The following is a 17,510-nucleotide window of genomic DNA, read 5'->3' on the forward strand; positions in this document are numbered from 1 at the left end:
GGGTGCTTACAATTTAGATTTTGGATAAATTTATTGTGGAATAAATTTCATAAAACTTATATATAGAGATATAAAAGTATTGTCATTAAAGATATCTCTAAAGACTCTAAATAGAGAAAGTGTTCTTTAATTTTGTTTGACAGGAAAATTTTCATTTGTATAATAAAGAAATGAGTTTATCTAGGTATTGCTATTTTATTTTTTATTTGAAAATGGATCTGTCGCCCTCACATTAGTAGTTATGTTAGTAACAAACGGATTGGAAACGTTTAATATAATGTCGTTTTTATTTGATTTATAATAATGTTTATTGTTTCTGAAAAGTACGAATACTCCCGTTTAATCACATATTAATAAGATTACTTGGGTATTTGAAGTTGTATTATCGTTAATCGTAAAATGCAATATACTAAATTAGTTAATGATTTTTTATTAGAAATCTATCAGCTGTAATAAACTTATTATTTTTAATTGCATTTAGAACTGTATTATTTTAATATATTGTACTTAAGAGGAGAATGAAATGAAACAAAAACAGAAAAAAAATACTAAAAAAAGTATGATTCCCTTAAGGTTGAATATATTGTTTTTCTGTGTATYTTTACTATTTTCAGCTGTTATTATTCAGCTAGGAAAAGTACAAATCGTTGATGGAGAGAGTTATAAGAATATAGCGGAGAAACAAGGGAATTCCACAATCAGTATTCCCGTTCCACGTGGGCAAATTTTTGATCGAGAAGGAGAAAAAGTTGTTAACAACAATGCTATTCGTACTATTACATATACAAGGATGAAGGGTGTAGATTCAGAAGGCATTCTAAAAACAGCTAGAGATCTTGCAAACGTACTTGAAATGCCAGAAGAAGACATAAATAAGTTAACCGAAACAGATAAAAAGGATTTTTGGGTAAAGTTAAATAAGGAAAAGGCTCAAAAAAAGATTACGAAACAAGATGAGGCAAAATTCCGAGCCAAAAATATTGAAGGGAAAGAGCTTGATAAAAAAATAGAGGAATTAAGACGAGAACGTATCACAGATGAAGAACTAAGCGAATTAACACCAAAAGATTTAAAAGTATTAGCTATTAAAAGTAAAATGAGTTCGGGCTACTCAATGACACCTCAAATTATAAAGAAAAATGTGCCTGAGAAAGAATACGCCATTATAAGTGAAAATTTAGCTAAATACCCAGGGGTAGATACAACAGTTGAATGGGAACGTAATTATGTAAATGGTGATTTATTTCGTTCGGTATTGGGTAATATAACAAATTCTGAAGAAGGACTGCCTAAAGAACAATTAGACTCTTATATGGTACGTGGTTATAGCCGTAATGATCGCGTAGGAAAAAGTTATATTGAACAACGATATGAAGATGTATTACATGGAACAAAAGCAGAAATTAAAAATATTACTGATAAAGAAGGAAACATTATTCGAACGGAAACCGTTTCTAAAGGGAAAAGCGGAAACAATGTAACGTTAACAATAGACATGAAATTACAGGAACAGGTAGAAGAGATTATTGAAAAGCATTTAAAAGCTTTTAAAGGTTCAGAACGTTTATTAGACCGAGCATTTGTTGTTATGATGAATCCAAAAACGGGGCAACTTTTATCTATGGCAGGGAAAAAATTAGTCAAAAAAGATGAAAATATAGAAGTAGAAGATTATGCTTTAGGCACAATGACAAGCTCCTATGAACTTGGATCTACTGTAAAGGGAGCAACACTTTTAACAGGATATGAGACAGGTGCCATAACACCAGGAACATATTTTTATGATGCACCAATGAAATTTAAGGGAACAGCAAAAGCTAAGAAATCTTGGAAAGACTTTGGAACTATTGATGATATAAGGGCATTACAAGTTTCATCTAACGTGTATATGTTTAATACAGCTTTAAAAATTGCAGGTATAAATTATGTACCGAACAGTTCTTTAGATATTAAAGCGGCTACATTTGATAAGATGAGATATTATTTTGGGCAATTTGGATTAGGAGTTTCGACTGGAATTGATTTACCAAATGAAACGTTGGGACAACAAAAAAAACAAAATTATCAACCAGGTTTTTTACTAGATTTAGCTATTGGGCAGTTTGATACATATACGCCGTTGCAACTTGCACAGTATGTTTCTACCATTGCAAATGGGGGGTATCGAATGAAGCCACAGATTGTACAAGAAATTCGGGAGCAAACAACGAAAGAAGAAGATATTGGTAAAGTTGTACAAACTATGCAACCCATTGTGCTGAACCGCGTAGATATGAAAAAGGAATATATCGACCGAGTACAAGAAGGCTTTAGGCAAGTGTTCCAAGAGGGTGATGGAACTGGTGTGAGGTATTTCCAAAAAGCTCCTTATAAACCAGCTGGTAAAACAGGAACAGCGCAAACAGTTTATGGAGGCGAGGACCCTGTTGGTAGAGATTCAGAAGGGAATCGTATTCATTGTTACAATTTAACTTTAGCAGGATATGCCCCATATGATAATCCAGAGGTTGCATTTTCCGTTGTTGTACCATGGGTAAATGATGATAAAGGTGGAATTAATTCAATGATTGGTAAAGATATCTTAGATGCATATTTCGCTTTAAAAAAGAATCAAGGAAATAACGTTTCTCCATAAACAAACAAGTTGAATGCTTCTAGTAAATATATATAAACGAAACGCCCCTACATTAAAATTTTGTAGAGGCGTTTTTCATGAAAATAATCAATAAGGAATGGAAAAGCATGAAGCAAAAGAACCCCAAATATTGGCGTAATATAACATTGTTTTTATGGATTACAGTGATGCTTATGATAATAAGTTTAAACTTTTTATTATGTAAAATAGAAGGGAGATCTATGTATCCTACTTTACAAAATGAAGAGTATATACTAGTTAATAGAGCAGGTGCAGCAATTTTTCCATTACGTCATGGAGAAATTGTTATTATAAAAAAACCCAATGATCCTAAGTATTATGTGAAAAGGATAATTGGATTGCCAAAAGACAAAGTTAAAATAGAAAATGATATTCTGTATATTAATGGAAAGGAAAAAAAAGAAAACTATATTTATAARGATTTAAGTAATAAATCCAAATATCTTGCTAACTTTGAAGAAAGAGAAGTACCTTCAAATAAATTATTTGTAATGGGTGATAACCGTTACCATAGTAAAGATAGTCGAAATGGTCTGGGATATATTGATAGATCTAGTATTGTAGGAACAATAATATATCAATTTTAATTATTTGAATTTTGATTTTTTCCTTGAAAGTTATTTTAAGTTCATTAACTGTTTGATTCATCGGTAAACACTTTAGATTTGGTATATTTTTTTAAAAAAAACGTGTATAAATATGAAATATTGCATATTGAAATACGTTGATATCCAAATGAATTCTCGCTACTATAAAAGTATAAAAATTTACCACAATTCAATACTCCAAAAAGAGGAGGAAATCATATGGAAATCGCAATTGCAGTTTTGAAATTCATTGGTGGAGTAATTCCATTAGTAACAGAATTATTAAAAGCAGTAATGTAGTTTAGTTTTTGCAATTATTTATATTATATGAAGCACAAAATAAAGGGGTCAGTTTCTTTACAATAAAGGATCGACCTCTTTATTTTGTGCTTCATATAGCCTAAGGTATTAAAAGGTTCTTAGCTTTTATTTTTTGGTTTATAGACAGTTGCTTTAGGGGTTGTCCATATAAATTGTTCAATAAATGTAGGTACTAAATTATATCATCATTAAGGGGAATACATTATGTTACCAACTACAACACATCGATCAACTAAAAAGAAAAAATGGGTTATTATCGGAGTTACTGCATTAATTATTGCCATTGCAGCCGTCAATATTTTTGTTATGCAAGGTAAGAAGAAGGAGACAGCAAAGGGAGACGCTGTTAGCTTTGAGAAAGTAACAGAACGTACACCCAATAATACAAAATTGATTTCTGGACAAGTAAAGCCGGGAAATATCGAGAGCTTCTATGCAGATCCAACAAAAGGAAAAGTGAAGGATATTGCGGTGAAAGAAGGGCAAGAAGTAGAAAAAGGAACGAAATTATTCTCTTATGATAATGAAGAAATCAATTTACAAATGAAACAAGCTGAGCTTGATCAAAAAATGGCAAGTATGCGCTATGATCAAGGGAAAAAGAAAATAGATTCATTAAAGAATCAGATTAAGAAAGCGAAAGATAGCGGCGCTGGGAAAGAAGTAACAGATCCGTTAGAAGAGCAAGTAAGTGAACTAGAAATACAGCAAAAAACAACTGAACTTGAGAAAGAAAAAGGTCAATTACAATCACAACAATTAAAGAAAAAACAAGATGAACTCACAATTTATAGTAATTTTGCTGGTGTTGTACAAAAATTAGATAAAGATGCAGCACAAAGTTCGACGCAAGCGATGGGTGGACAAGGAAAGTCATTTTTACAAATCGCTTCTAAAGATCCATTCCAAATTCAAGGGACGTTAACAGAACTTCAAAAATCACAAATCCAAAAGGATCAAACATTTACAGCAACTGCAAAAGCCAATAACAAGAAGAAATGGACAGGTAAAATTACAGAGATAAGTGAATTCCCGACAAGTGCAGAGATGGCACAAGCAGCTAGTGTTGGTGAGGGAACACAAAATATGTCTCAGTATACATATAAAGCTAGTTTAGATGGTCAAGAAGGTTTATCTTCAGGCTATCACGTATCACTGCAAGTAAACTTAGAGAATAAGAAGATGATTGCTGTTCCTAGTAAAAGTATTATTGAAAAATCTGGTAATCTATTTGTTTATGTAGAAGACAAAGGAAAACTTCGTAAACAAAATGTGAAAAAAGGTTCTACTGATGGAGATTGGACAGAAATCCTTGAAGGTGTAACAGTGGGACAAAAGGTGGTTAAAAATCCTTCCGACAACGTGTATGACGGAATGGAAGTGAAAGAAAAATGATTACGTTAAACAATATTCATAAAACATATTAYCAAGGGAARCTWGCGGTRCCGATTTTACATGGTATTAGTTTAACAATTCAAARCGGTGAGTTYGTTTCYATTATGGGACCRTCTGGYTCWGGKAAATCAACSCTTATGAATATTATCGGTTGTTTAGATCGTCCAACAGAAGGYGAATATGTGTTAAACGGCGTGAATATCTTAACGGCAGATGAAGCAAAGCTTGCCCTTATTCGTAATGAGTATATAGGCTTTGTATTCCAGCATTTTAACTTATTGCCACGTCTTTCAGCAGTAGAAAATGTAGAACTACCGCTTATATATGGCGGTGTGAAGAAAGCAGAGCGTCGTCAGAGAGCTCTTGAAGCACTGGGGAAAGTCGGATTGACCGACCGTGTGCACCACCTGCCGAGCGAACTTTCAGGTGGACAAAAACAGCGTGTGGCTATCGCGCGTTCCATTGCGAATAATCCAACGTTTATTATGGCGGATGAGCCAACTGGTGCTCTTGATACAAAGTCTGGGGAGCAAGTTATGGACATCTTCACAAAGTTAAATGCAGAAGGTACGACGATTATCATGGTTACGCATGAAGAAGAAGTTGCTGCATATTCTTCACGCCGAATCGTGCTAAGGGACGGGAAAATTACAGAAGATAGAAGGTGTGTGGTATGAGTTTACTAGATAGTATAAAGATTGCTCTCTCTTCTATTCTAGCTCATAAACTGCGCTCAGCGCTTACGATGCTTGGGATTATTATCGGTGTAGGTTCTATTATTACTGTTGTTGCGATTGGGCAAGGCGGGGAGGTGATGTTAAAGTCGCAAATTGCTGGCTCTGGTAATAATGTGATGCCAATTCACTTCACTGCGGATATGAATGATCCGTATGGGATGGGAGCAACGGAAAGACCGAAATTAACAGAGGAAGATATCTTTGAAGTAAAGAAAATTCCGGAGATTGCGCATGTTATTACAACAAATAATACAATGGAATCACTCGATATTAATGATAAAAAAGAGGTGGTTAATGTTATAGGGCTAGATAGTGAATATTTTGCAGTGAATAAAACGAAAGTAGTAAAAGGTCGCTCACTAAATGAAACGGATATGTCCCAAGGGAATAACGTGGTCATGATTAGTACGAGTATGGAAGATAAGGTGTTTAAGAAAGAAAATCCCGTTGGCAAAATTATTGAAATGAAAGGCCAACCGATGCAAATTATCGGCGTGTACAAGTCAGATAATGAGTTTATGGGAATGGGCCCTTCAGAAGCATTAATTCCAATTACATTATGGCCAACATTATATGGAAAAGATGAAATTCAAAATATTTCTGTACAGTCAAAAAATATAGATAATCTAGAAACTGCAGGTAAAAAGGCTGTTGAGGTTTTAAATAGCCGTAAACCAAGCGATGCTTCTGGTAAGTATATGAAATGGTGAATTTAAAAGAATTCCAAGAAGGTGTTTCTAAAGTAACAAATATCATGACGATGATTATCGGCGGTATCGCGGGTATTTCGTTAGTCGTTGGTGGTATTGGCGTTATGAACATTATGCTCGTATCCGTAACAGAGCGTACCCGTGAAATTGGGGTACGTAAAGCACTTGGAGCAACGCGCAGTAAAATTTTACTGCAATTCTTAATTGAGGCTGTTATGTTAACGCTTCTTGGTGGATTAATCGGGATTGGTCTTGGTTACGGGGGCGCATATATTGTTTCCACATTTGCGAAATGGCCACCACTCGTTTCATGGCAAGTAGTTGTTGGCGGCGTATTATTCTCGATGACGCTTGGTATTATCTTCGGGTTAATTCCAGCAAATAAGGCGGCGAAATTAGATCCGATTGAAGCACTTCGTTACGAATAGGTTAAATCGGGGCAACAACTTAAGATTATAGAAGCGGGTACAATTGTAGATCTAAAACCCTATGTAGAATCTGTTTCAAAGTACAATCTTTTTACATTTGTTCGCCCAATTATTTTAAAGCGCTAATGATAAAATAATCATGGTACATTAAACTAATAATAAAAGTAAAAAAGACAGTATAATAACTGTCTTTTTTATTTTTATTATTCAATAAAAGAAACAAAAGGTTCATCTTCATTTTTTTCTCTTACAACAACTGCTTCAACTTTTTGCTCTGACTTTATATTCATTTGAACCTTAACATCTTTAGAGAAAGCATCAAGTATCTCTTGGACTATCATTTGTGTAAAAGCAATCAGTTCTGATTTACCATTAAATTTAACTAACACATTCATATTTACAGTATCCATATGATCATCTTTATAAAAAACTGTAGCATTAACCGGTATATAATCAGCTTTATTGAAGTCTTTCACTTTATTAGAAAACTTATCTAACTTTTCATTATCTTTATTATATACTTGTTTAAAATCATCAGAAGGATAAGCAAAGGATTTTTCGTTAATATTAACCCACTGTCCTATACTATTCTCACCTTTTTGTACTGTTACACTAGAAATAAAAGTACCGGCTTTTAAAGAATCAGAAGCTTCCTGTTTAAAAATAGAAAAAGTAATAGGAACTTTTACAAAGTTCTTATTATCATAAAGAACTTTTAAAAGTTGATTAGCAATTTCACTGCCCTTAACATTTGCTTCTTCATTAGAATGATTTGAAGTCATGGCTAAACCGATAACAACACCAGCTAAACTCAATTCACCTGAATTTTTCTTAGTATAATAATCATATTCTATAATATTAGATACATAAGGTACTTCTTGTTTTGTGAGTAGTTCGTCTATTGTTTTTTGAGAAATATATTCACTTCTTTGTAATAAATGATTTTTTGTATCAAATTGCTTAGATGCCATATTCATTAAACCTAATTCTAATTTATCTATATCTAATTTAGAATTAGTTTGTATATTAACTGTATTTATTATTTTATGTTCTTTTAAAGGAATAATAGTTTTATAATAATTATCAGAAATAGAATATTTCGGAATAATGCTATTTCCCTTCGTATTTTTTTCTACAACTTTCTCTTCTTTTTTAATAATATTAGTACCATTACAAGCACTTAATAACAAACTAATAATTATCAAAAATAATGATATCTTTTTCACCTATAATAACCACCTTTAACCATTGCTCTTTTTTTATACAACATATAGTGTATCACCAAATATCTAAAAAAAAAGAGATTAATGAAAATATATATATGCATCTAACAATATTTCCTAACGTTAAAAATAAAAATATGATATTTATATAAAAAAAGCCGTAAAAAACATTTGTAACTATCTCTTCTGGATATTCTGCTACTTAATTAATTACTACTTACGTAGGACCAACATGAATCCAAGTTTAGATTTATTAACATAAAAAAGAAGAGGGTTTTTATAATCCTCTTCTTTTTTATATGTTCATTAGCTGTTTTGTTCACTTAAGAGTACTTTAGAATTTATCTATTATATTATAACGGTATGAAACACATTTTTAATATGAAATATTGCATATTAAAAATGTGTTGATTTATTTGTAAGCGTTTACTCAAATAAGGGTATAAGATTTACCACATCTTAATACTCAAACAAGAGAAGGAAATACTATGGCGATCGTAATGGCAGTTTTAAAATTTGTAGGTGGAGAAATTCCATTAGTACAAGAACTTTTAAAATCATTCATGTAAGTTTTTATTTCAAACATGTATGTAAAAATCTCACACAAATGATTTGTATATCTGGGCATAAGTGCTTTGTGAATCAATAGTATGAACAGATTTTAGAAAAGAAAAAGAATTTCATTAGGAATAGCAATCAAAAAGCACTCATTCGAGTGCTTTTTGATTGTACAGTAATACTTTAATACTCTATAATTAACTTTGGGGAAGGTAATCTAAGAGCATTAGACGTAGTCTTAGCATTATCTTTTATTTGATAAACCATAAAATTGAATAATTTTGTGGTTTATTTTTTGTAAATCCACAAGTTTTAAACTACTTTTAATAAACGTAATCATGAAATTAACATCGAATTACAGTTCCGGAATAGAGAGTCAGGAAATGGTCACCAATATCAATTATAGTTGTTGCTTGTATATAACCTTTAAAACCATTTGATGAATAATAAATTTCTTTTGGAATACTTTCTTTAACCTGATAACTAGTTTTTGAGTACTTCACATAATGGTTTGTGATTACTTTTGATTCAGGGACAATATTAGCTCTTTGTTCAAAAGTATTTGTGATAGTAGAAGGTGAATTAAATTCAACATTTTCATGAGAAATACGATCCAAACTTTCAGCTTTTACACCTTCTGTTTGAGAAAAGGCACCTAAGCTACCTATTCCTATTAATGTAGCAAGTGTAAACTTTGAAAATCCTGTGAATTTCCCCATTTTATAAGCCTCCTTTAAGTTTTTTGTAAGATAAGGTCCTTACACTTCACAGTCTATATCTAGCAGATAGGAAGTGTACATACATATCATTAGACAAAATTCTACATTATTCTCTATTTTTTTTTAGGTTATGTATAATAATCCGTTGTTCAACAAGTTGTCACAAATAAAAAATGATAATGATAACAAAAAAATGAATAGTATATTCGTTGCTTGTATTATTATTAATTATTTTAATATTCTAAAATAATTGGATAAAATCTATATTGAAAGGTTGATTCGAAAAGATAAAATCGTGTTAGTTCTTCATCTAGATCCAACAGGAAACCAAAGTAAAAGTGTATTACAATTAGCGTATCTAAATAGCTTTTATCAGACAGGATTAAAAAATCTTATCGATAAAGCCGTTATTGAGCATACAGAAGAGAAACATCAATTGGATACAACAGAATTTCATAAAGTAGATGAGATTCCTTTTGATTTTGCTCGGCGTCGTATGTCTGTCGTTGTCAAAGATACGAGTAATATGAACCTAATGGTTTGTAAAGGTGCAGTAGAGGGAATTTTATCTATTTGTACACACGCGGATATTAATGGAAAAGCATTGTGGTTATAGAGAAATAAAGTTGAAAAAGAAAAAGATGAAAGGATTTATTTAACACCCCCATTTTTAAATTGTTTAGGTGAAACACCAGTATGTTTTTTAAAGACTTTCGTAAAATGACTTTGGTCATGAAAGTTTAATAGTGTGGAAATTTCGGATAAAGAATGTCTCGTATAGGTCATTAAGCTTTTTGCCTCATCTATCTTAGCACGCTGAATATATTCGCCTAGTGAAATTCCCACTTCTTTTTTGAAAAGGAAAGACAAATAACTAGAATTTAGTGCGGCTATTTTTGCTAGATGGGAAAGTGTAATATCTTCGTAAAGATGAGTGAATATATAATTTTGACATGCGTTTATGGGTTTTGAATACTTTTGCATCTTCCCATTTTTTACTCGTTCCGAGAACTCAAGTAAAGCATTCTCCAAAAATGGAATAATAGCTTTACTTTCTTTTATTTCTTCAAGGTTTTGGATGAGTAAGTCACTAAGGGTATATGCGATTTCAGGGAATAGTCCACCATCTACGGCAGCTCTAGTCGCAAGTGTGATGGCTGCGATGGCGGAATTTTTTTGGCTTCGCAGGTGACTCGTTTTCGACAACACCCCCGGATTCCCTGATTCAGGTAATCCCTTTAGGTTTTGAATTAAATCATCCTTTTTCCCTTCCTTAATACACGCAAAGATTTTCTTCTCAGCCAGTGGATCGATATGAGTCAGTAAATTTTGACGGCGTTCCGATATACGTATATCGGGCTGTTCCACTTCAAATTTTTCCTTTTCTAACAGCATATTTTTTTGTAGGATATCAACCATGTCTAATTTTTGTTGATACAGCATGTAATAAAGGACCATGCTCAAATTTAAAAAATTCAAATTGCTTAAAACAGGGAGAGAATGATAATATCCAACCATTTCATCCTTGTTTATTTTTAGATGAAGGTCATTGATGATTCCTTTAATTGATACTTCTGATAGCCTCGAATAAAGGACAGGACCGACAATGATGTTCCCGCTAAGTTGGTCATTTGAACGCAGGTTAATTGAGAAAAAGTTTTCAAGGCAGGAGGTCTCCCTCAGTACTGGAAAACGATAGAAGTTTTCCTCCCTAAATAGTTGACGAAATATCTCCTCTTTTGAAGTATACAAGGGGCTATGCTGAAAATTGCGGGAGTGTTCAAATACTAAATCTCCCTTGTTATCAATAAAAAAGATAGGTATTTTATGCATGTCAAAGACCAGCTTACAAATATAATCTAAATCCTCTAGTTTGGAGAAATTCATTATTTTAACCTCCATTCGTTAAAACTCAGCCAATATATAACATCAGCTAAAATTTTTACAATTATTCTAAAAAAAATACCATAATATCAAAAAAATAAAAACTATAATAGGTTTAAGAAAGCGCTCACTTAATAATCTTTTGATTAGGAGGATTATCATGGAAAGGGATATTAAGCAAATTATTTCACAAATGACACTAGAAGAAAAGGCAAGTCTATGTTCTGGATTAGACTTTTGGAATACAAAAGGGATTGAGCGATTAGGAATTCCTTCCATTATGGTAACTGATGGACCGCATGGACTTAGGAAACAGGCAGAGGGAGCAGATCACTTAGGGATTTATAATAGTGTCCCAGCTACTTGTTTCCCATCAGCAGTAGGGTTAGCGAGTACGTGGAATAAAGAATTAATAAAACAAGTAGGAGTTGCATTAGGAGAGGAATGTCAGGCTGAAAATGTCGGTGTTCTTCTTGGGCCAGGTGCAAACATTAAGCGTTCGCCGCTGTGCGGAAGAAACTTTGAATATTTTTCAGAGGACCCTTATTTATCATCTCAAATGGCTGCGAATCATATTAACGGCGTACAAAGTCAAGGAGTTGGAACATCATTAAAACATTTCGCTGCCAATAATCAGGAACATCGCAGAATGTCGACCGATGCAATTATTGATGAGAGAACATTGCGCGAAATCTATCTTGCCAGCTTTGAGGACGCTGTTAAGGAGGCACAGCCATGGACAGTAATGAGTGCTTACAACAAGGTGAATGGTGAATACGCTTCGGAAAATGACTATTTGTTAAAGGATATTTTAAGGGATGAATGGGGATTTGAAGGTTTTGTCGTTTCTGATTGGGGTGCAATAAATGAGCGTGTTACAGGTTTAGCGAACGGTTTGGAACTAGAAATGCCTTCAAGCTTTGGGATTGGTGAAAAGAAGATTGTTGATGCAGTTAACTGCGGTCAGCTATCTGTAGAAAAGCTTGATCAAGCAGTAGAACGTCTTCTTAACGCTATTTTTAAAACCGCTGATAACCAACGAGAAAACGCTGTGTATAGTAAGGATGCGCATCATCAGCTTGCAAGAGAAGTCGCACGCGAAAGCATGGTGTTGTTAAAAAATGAAGATAACATTCTTCCATTGAAAAAAGAAGGAACGGTAGCTGTGATTGGGGGATTCGCAAAGGAACCTCGCTATCAAGGCGGCGGAAGCTCTCATATTAATCCAACAAAACTTGAAAGCATTCTCGAAGAAATTGAAACTGTATCAGGTAAAAATACGAATATATTATTTGCCCAAGGCTATGATCTTGCCAGTGATGTTTTAGATGAAAACATGATTAATGAAGCAAAAGAAGTAGCAGCTGGAGCAGATACAGTGGTTCTTTTCGTTGGACTTCCAGATCGTTATGAATCAGAAGGATATGATCGGAAGCATTTACAGATGCCAGAAAATCACGTGCAATTAATTGAAGCCGTTGCAGAAGTTCAAAGTAATATCGTTGTAGTTTTAAGTAACGGTGCTCCAATTGAAATGCCATGGATAGGTAAAGTAAAAGGAATACTTGAAGGCTATTTGGGTGGACAAGCATTAGGCGGAGCGATTGCTGATTTATTATTTGGTGATGTGAATCCAAGCGGGAAATTAGCGGAAACATTCCCGAAAGTTTTAAGCGATAATCCTTCTTACTTAAACTTCCCTGGTGAAGGTGACAAAGTGGAATACAAAGAGGGTGTGTTCGTCGGATACCGTTATTACGATACGAAAAATATTGAGCCATTGTTCCCATTTGGTTTTGGGTTAAGCTATACAAACTTTGAGTATAGCAATCTTTCAATTAATAAGAAAGAAATAAAAGATACGGAGACTGTTTCTGTCAGTGTAAACGTGAAAAATACTGGTAGTACAGCAGGTAAAGAAATTGTTCAGCTTTATATAAAAGATGTTGAAAGCAGTGTGATCCGTCCTGAGAAAGAGCTAAAAGGATTTGAAAAAGTGGAATTACAGCCGGGCGAAGAAAAAACAGTTACCTTTACGTTAGCTAAAAGATCATTTGCTTATTATAACGTTGAATTGAAGGACTGGCATGTTGAAACAGGTGAGTTTGAAATTTTGGTAGGAAAGTCTTCAAAAGAGATTGTTTTACATGACAGCATTTATGTTCAATCAACGGCTTTAATTCGAAAACCAGTACACCGTAATACGTTACTTGGGGACTTATTTGCGAATCCAATTTTAGCACCAATTGCAAAAGAGCTTATGGTAAAGGCATTAGAAGATAATCCGCTTGCTAGTATGACTGAAGGGGATAGTGATGCCTCCGAATTGATGGATGCCATGCTGAACTATATGCCATTACGTGCACTAGTGAACTTTAGCGCAGGTGCTTTTACGGAGGAAATGTTGTGTGAAATGATTGAGCTATTAAACAATGAGCAAATGAATCGTTAAGCGGCGAATTAGTTTTCTGTCTATTTGAACATTCTTTGTTAAGGTTAACTTGAATAATCGAGGCTTATTGTTTCGAATTTTAATCATGGTTATGAATGTGGTACGACCTTGTTAGAAAATAGTGAATTATGTATTGAAATGATAGATAGTTATTATACTGCAGATCATATGAATAACGAATCTTTAATGCCTAGTCTGAAAGCGGGTGCTCGGCCGTGTATGATTAGATTGAGGATTCTCGTACAGCAAAATACTGAAGAACTCGGTAACAAAGTTTTCCAAAATTAAAATTATCAGAAAAGGAGACGGTAATAATGAGTAATACAACTACTTACGTTAATCTAGTTTCTAAACTGAGTGAGGAGATACAAGCTGTCAAAAAAAGAGGAATCGATTTTATTGCTAAACCGATTCCTGATTCTGATGCGATTGGTGAATTAGACCCTCGAGTTCTCCAAGTGACTTTACAAACGGCAGAAAAAATGGCTGCGATGGAAAACCAGCCATTTAATCCTTCAAATACTATGGGTTTTGTTACGGGAATGCGGGCTATGATGGGTTGGAACAATGACGACGTTACGAAAAGTCAGGTTGAAACCACTTATAAAACAATTAATGGAACAAATGGACCGATTCCTCTGCGGATCTATACACCTTCTAACGAAGGAGTTCTGCCTGCTGTTGTCTTCATTCACGGCGGAGGATTCATAGCCGGAAGTGTTGATGTCGTGGAAAATCCGTGTAAAGCATTGGCAGAAAAGGCAGGTGCCGTTGTTATTTCTGTTGATTACCGTTTAGCCCCTGAGTATCCATATCCAGCAGGGTTGACAGATTGTTTCGAATCCGTAACATGGGTGTATGAGCACGCTGAAGAAATTCGTGTGAATCCACAGCAAATTGCCATTTCTGGAGACAGTGCGGGTGGTAATTTATCTACAGTGTGTGCGTTAATGGATCGTGAGAAGGGGACGGAGATGATTAAATTTCAGGCGCTTATTTATCCATCAGTGAATATGGCCGGCGTCCAAACCGAGGATTTCAACTGGAGCCTTGATCAGTATGAGATTCGTAACCATGCAGAGATAATCACTCCACTGGTTACAGCGTTGGGTGAAAGCAGTAGGGTACTTTTCCAAATTTATTTGCAAAATAATGGGAAAATCACAGATCCCCATGTTTCTCCACTGCTGTCGGATCAGTTAAGCGGTATGCCGGAGACGCTGATTGCAACTGCCGAATTTGATTATTTAAAAGTAGAGTGTGAAGCTTACGCGGCAAAACTAGCACGCAGCGGGGTTCCTACGAAGCTGATTCAGTACAATGGTACAGACCATGCTTTTATGGATAAAATTGGTTTGTATCCGCAAGCAGAAGATTTAATGAATGAAATTGCAAAAGAGATCAAGCGAGTGTTTGCTTAATTTTATTCCGCGATTTACGGGCAGTTATTCTTCACCTCAAGATGCAGAGAAAAGCGAAGAAGAGAGGTGGGGGATAACTGCTGGCATGTGCTTGATTGGTGAGAGCTTTCCACCAGTGAGGGACGAGGGAAATCTCTCACTGATGGAAGTTTTACTTTATCGAAAAAGCAGATTGTCATGATGAAGAAACAAGTAGGCTGGGGAGAACGATCAGCTATGGCCTTTCAGACACGGCTTCCGATTTAATTTTTCAAATGATTACATAATTATGGGAATTCTATCGTTTCGTTGAAATAGATTGAACGTGAGATGGAGCATGGACGGAATCAAAATTTAGCAATGGATATATATTTGTATAAAATAGGAGAAATAATAGATTCATATGTTGCCATACAAAAATAGGTAGGATGAACTATACAGTTGTTTTCAAGGATAAATGGTTATTAACCGTTTATCCTTTTTTATTTGTTTAGAAAAACTAAAAAAATGTTAATTAATGTTCGAAATTTCTTAGATTTAATTGCCAAAATATACATCCTTGTATTGATGATACACATTTGTAATTAATCTTGATTTTTATCCGGGTATAAATAGAAAGGAGGTCTTGTATGACTTATGCAAAATAAGCGTAAACAGAACTATATGAAAGAAAGAATTATTATTCTGGTAAGTGAATATTGATGAATATGTCAGAATCGTTTAGTTGGCTGGAAACTACGTTCAGAAATTTCAAGCCATTTCCCGAAATACCATGTTGAAAATGTATATCAATTATTTTTTTCTCAAAGTTGTCTCCATAATCTTTAATATACTGCTTATCTTCGAGATATATTAAGTAGTTATTAATTTTTTCTTGTAGTACGTCTAGATGCATGTCTTCATATTCCCAGTCTAGATAGTCTATTATTATCAACTTTAGCTTTTTATCTTCTACTCCGATTGCATCTATCTGTTCCAAATCTGTAATTGCCATCTTTTCTCCTATCCTATATATGTTTATTGCAATAATCTACAATGTACTCATATATATTTTTCCCTTCATTACTAAATCTGCCATATTCGTGTTTTTTTATTAGATTTGTTGCAATACTTTTAGCTTCTTTATATTTTCTTGCGTTTATTAATAATAACATATCAAAAAGATTATAATCATAAAGTTGATTTTTACCCGAAGATTTTGAAAAATGAAGAAATTCGTCAAATTTTTTGAAATGATTCACAGTTTCCTCCAAATCTTCATAGCATTTACCTATTAATTCTTTAGAAACATCTCTTAGACTTTCTACGTCACCATATTTTACATCATTGTAGAAATCTTCAAATCCGTCAACTTTATATGCACCGTTTGCTCGTAATCCGATAGGGTCATTACTATTAGATTTCATATCAAAAACTCCCCAAAAAATGTCATCTATTATATAGGGCTTCATATACCCTCTAATTCTAACAATATCATTTTCCATACCAGTCACACCAATATGCATATATATAAAATATTGTCTTATTTTCTTATAATAAATTCCACCTCTTGATTTTAATTTATACTTTTTCAAATCTTCTTTTATCGAAGTACTAATCATCTTATCTAAAAATTGGAGTTAGTATAGTCACATGGACACAACTTAGTTAAGTCCTTACAATGGATTTCAAGGAGGAAGTGTCCGTATGGCAAATAAGAAATTTAATGAAGAATTTAAAAAGATGGTTGTTGAATTATATCATTCAGAACGATCTGTGAAAGAACTAAGCAGCGAGTATGGTGTATCAGAAGTAACGGTTTATAAATGGATTAAGAAATACTCTCCTATCACAACGATTGATGAGGAAGAAATGACGCTAGAAGATATGAAACAAATGCAGAAAGAAATGCTTCGTCTGAAAGAGGAAAATGAGATTTTAAAAAGGCTATGGCCATATTCGCGAAAAAATAAAAGATACAGAATTACATCAATTTATCGATTGTCAAAAAGAAACACACTCTGTTCATAGGATGTGCCAAGCTCTTGGCAAGGATTTCAAACCTTACTCGCGAATTACAACATAAAGCCCTCTTTCAGTAAGAAAGGCCGTCCGTATGACAACGCTTGTATCGAGTCGTTTCATGCCATTTTAAAGAAAGAAGAAGTATATCGTACACAATACGTCACATTTGAACAGGTAAATCTAGCACTATTTCAATATATTGAAGGGTTTTATAACCGCAAGCGAATTCATAGTAGCATTGGTTATAAAACTCCTCAAGCAATAGAAGATCTAGCTAAAAAGGTAGCTTAGATTTAACTTTCTTGTGTCCAAAATATTGACTCAAATCCAAAAATAATAAGTTGATACGTTTTCATTTGATATGCAGAATCTCCAATGATCTACACTGGTTTTTTAGAAAAAGAAAAAGTTTCTTCTGAAACTGAGCTTTCCTAAT

General features: G+C 33.7%; 11 protein-coding genes and 3 pseudogenes. 9 read left to right on the forward strand and 5 right to left on the reverse strand.

Going from position 1 to position 17,510, the window contains the following annotated elements; all coding sequences use genetic code 11:
* Positions 1-523 precede the first annotated feature (523 nt).
* From AC1DIT_RS21450 to AC1DIT_RS21470, 5 genes and pseudogenes are all read left to right on the forward strand, one after another.
* A complete protein-coding gene (locus AC1DIT_RS21450; protein WP_476998392.1) occupies positions 524-2,635 on the forward strand; it encodes a peptidoglycan D,D-transpeptidase FtsI family protein in 2,112 nt (703 codons plus the stop codon).
* Between the two features lie 77 nt (positions 2,636-2,712).
* Positions 2,713-3,243, forward strand: coding sequence for a signal peptidase I (lepB, locus tag AC1DIT_RS21455; RefSeq protein WP_016131769.1), 531 nt, complete (start codon positions 2,713-2,715; stop codon positions 3,241-3,243).
* 525 nt (positions 3,244-3,768) lie between these two features.
* On the forward strand, positions 3,769-4,959 hold the full coding sequence (locus AC1DIT_RS21460) for an efflux RND transporter periplasmic adaptor subunit (RefSeq protein ID WP_016131768.1): 1,191 nt from the start codon (positions 3,769-3,771) through the stop codon (positions 4,957-4,959).
* On the forward strand, positions 4,956-5,636 hold the full coding sequence (locus AC1DIT_RS21465) for an ABC transporter ATP-binding protein (RefSeq protein WP_476998393.1): 681 nt from the start codon (positions 4,956-4,958) through the stop codon (positions 5,634-5,636). Before AC1DIT_RS21460 ends, AC1DIT_RS21465 begins: the two co-directional genes overlap by 4 nt.
* Positions 5,633-6,834 (forward strand): annotated as a pseudogene (locus AC1DIT_RS21470) (ABC transporter permease). Before AC1DIT_RS21465 ends, AC1DIT_RS21470 begins: the two are co-directional and overlap by 4 nt.
* Before the next feature lie 203 nt (positions 6,835-7,037).
* Here AC1DIT_RS21470 and AC1DIT_RS21475 read toward each other — a convergent pair.
* The gene (locus AC1DIT_RS21475; protein ID WP_016133191.1) at positions 7,038-8,060 is read right to left on the reverse strand and encodes a CamS family sex pheromone protein; all 1,023 of its coding nucleotides are present in this window, start codon (positions 8,058-8,060) and stop codon (positions 7,038-7,040) included.
* Between the two features lie 899 nt (positions 8,061-8,959).
* Positions 8,960-9,334, reverse strand: coding sequence for a hypothetical protein (locus AC1DIT_RS21480; protein ID WP_016115643.1), 375 nt, complete (start codon positions 9,332-9,334; stop codon positions 8,960-8,962).
* Positions 9,335-9,611: 277 nt separating this feature from the next.
* Between AC1DIT_RS21480 and AC1DIT_RS21485 the strand changes: the two are divergent.
* Positions 9,612-9,935, forward strand: a pseudogene (locus tag AC1DIT_RS21485) (hypothetical protein); the annotation flags it as partial.
* Between the two features lie 50 nt (positions 9,936-9,985).
* Here the strand turns inward: AC1DIT_RS21485 and AC1DIT_RS21490 are convergent.
* Positions 9,986-11,221, reverse strand: a complete 1,236-nt coding sequence (locus AC1DIT_RS21490) for a helix-turn-helix domain-containing protein (RefSeq protein ID WP_016115641.1) — start codon at positions 11,219-11,221, stop codon at positions 9,986-9,988.
* Positions 11,222-11,378: 157 nt separating this feature from the next.
* Between AC1DIT_RS21490 and AC1DIT_RS21495 the strand changes: the two genes are divergently transcribed.
* Positions 11,379-13,670 carry a glycoside hydrolase family 3 C-terminal domain-containing protein gene (locus AC1DIT_RS21495; RefSeq protein ID WP_016133190.1) on the forward strand — a complete coding sequence of 764 codons (2,292 nt, stop codon included), beginning with the start codon at positions 11,379-11,381 and terminating at the stop codon, positions 13,668-13,670.
* A gap of 314 nt (positions 13,671-13,984) precedes the next feature.
* Positions 13,985-15,091, forward strand: a complete 1,107-nt coding sequence (locus tag AC1DIT_RS21500) for an alpha/beta hydrolase (RefSeq protein ID WP_016133189.1) — start codon at positions 13,985-13,987, stop codon at positions 15,089-15,091.
* 658 nt (positions 15,092-15,749) lie between these two features.
* On the opposite strand, the gene AC1DIT_RS21505 is transcribed toward AC1DIT_RS21500, so the two are convergent.
* A complete protein-coding gene (locus AC1DIT_RS21505) occupies positions 15,750-16,064 on the reverse strand; it encodes a DUF6572 domain-containing protein (protein ID WP_016133188.1) in 315 nt (104 codons plus the stop codon).
* Between the two features lie 13 nt (positions 16,065-16,077).
* Positions 16,078-16,644 carry a hypothetical protein gene (locus AC1DIT_RS21510; RefSeq protein WP_229161826.1) on the reverse strand — a complete coding sequence of 189 codons (567 nt, stop codon included), beginning with the start codon at positions 16,642-16,644 and terminating at the stop codon, positions 16,078-16,080.
* A gap of 112 nt (positions 16,645-16,756) precedes the next feature.
* Between AC1DIT_RS21510 and AC1DIT_RS21515 the strand changes: the two are divergent.
* A pseudogene (locus tag AC1DIT_RS21515) lies at positions 16,757-17,365 on the forward strand (integrase core domain-containing protein).
* The last annotated feature ends 145 nt before the right edge of the window (positions 17,366-17,510 follow it).

This window comes from Bacillus sp. 05T22, assembly GCF_056396765.1.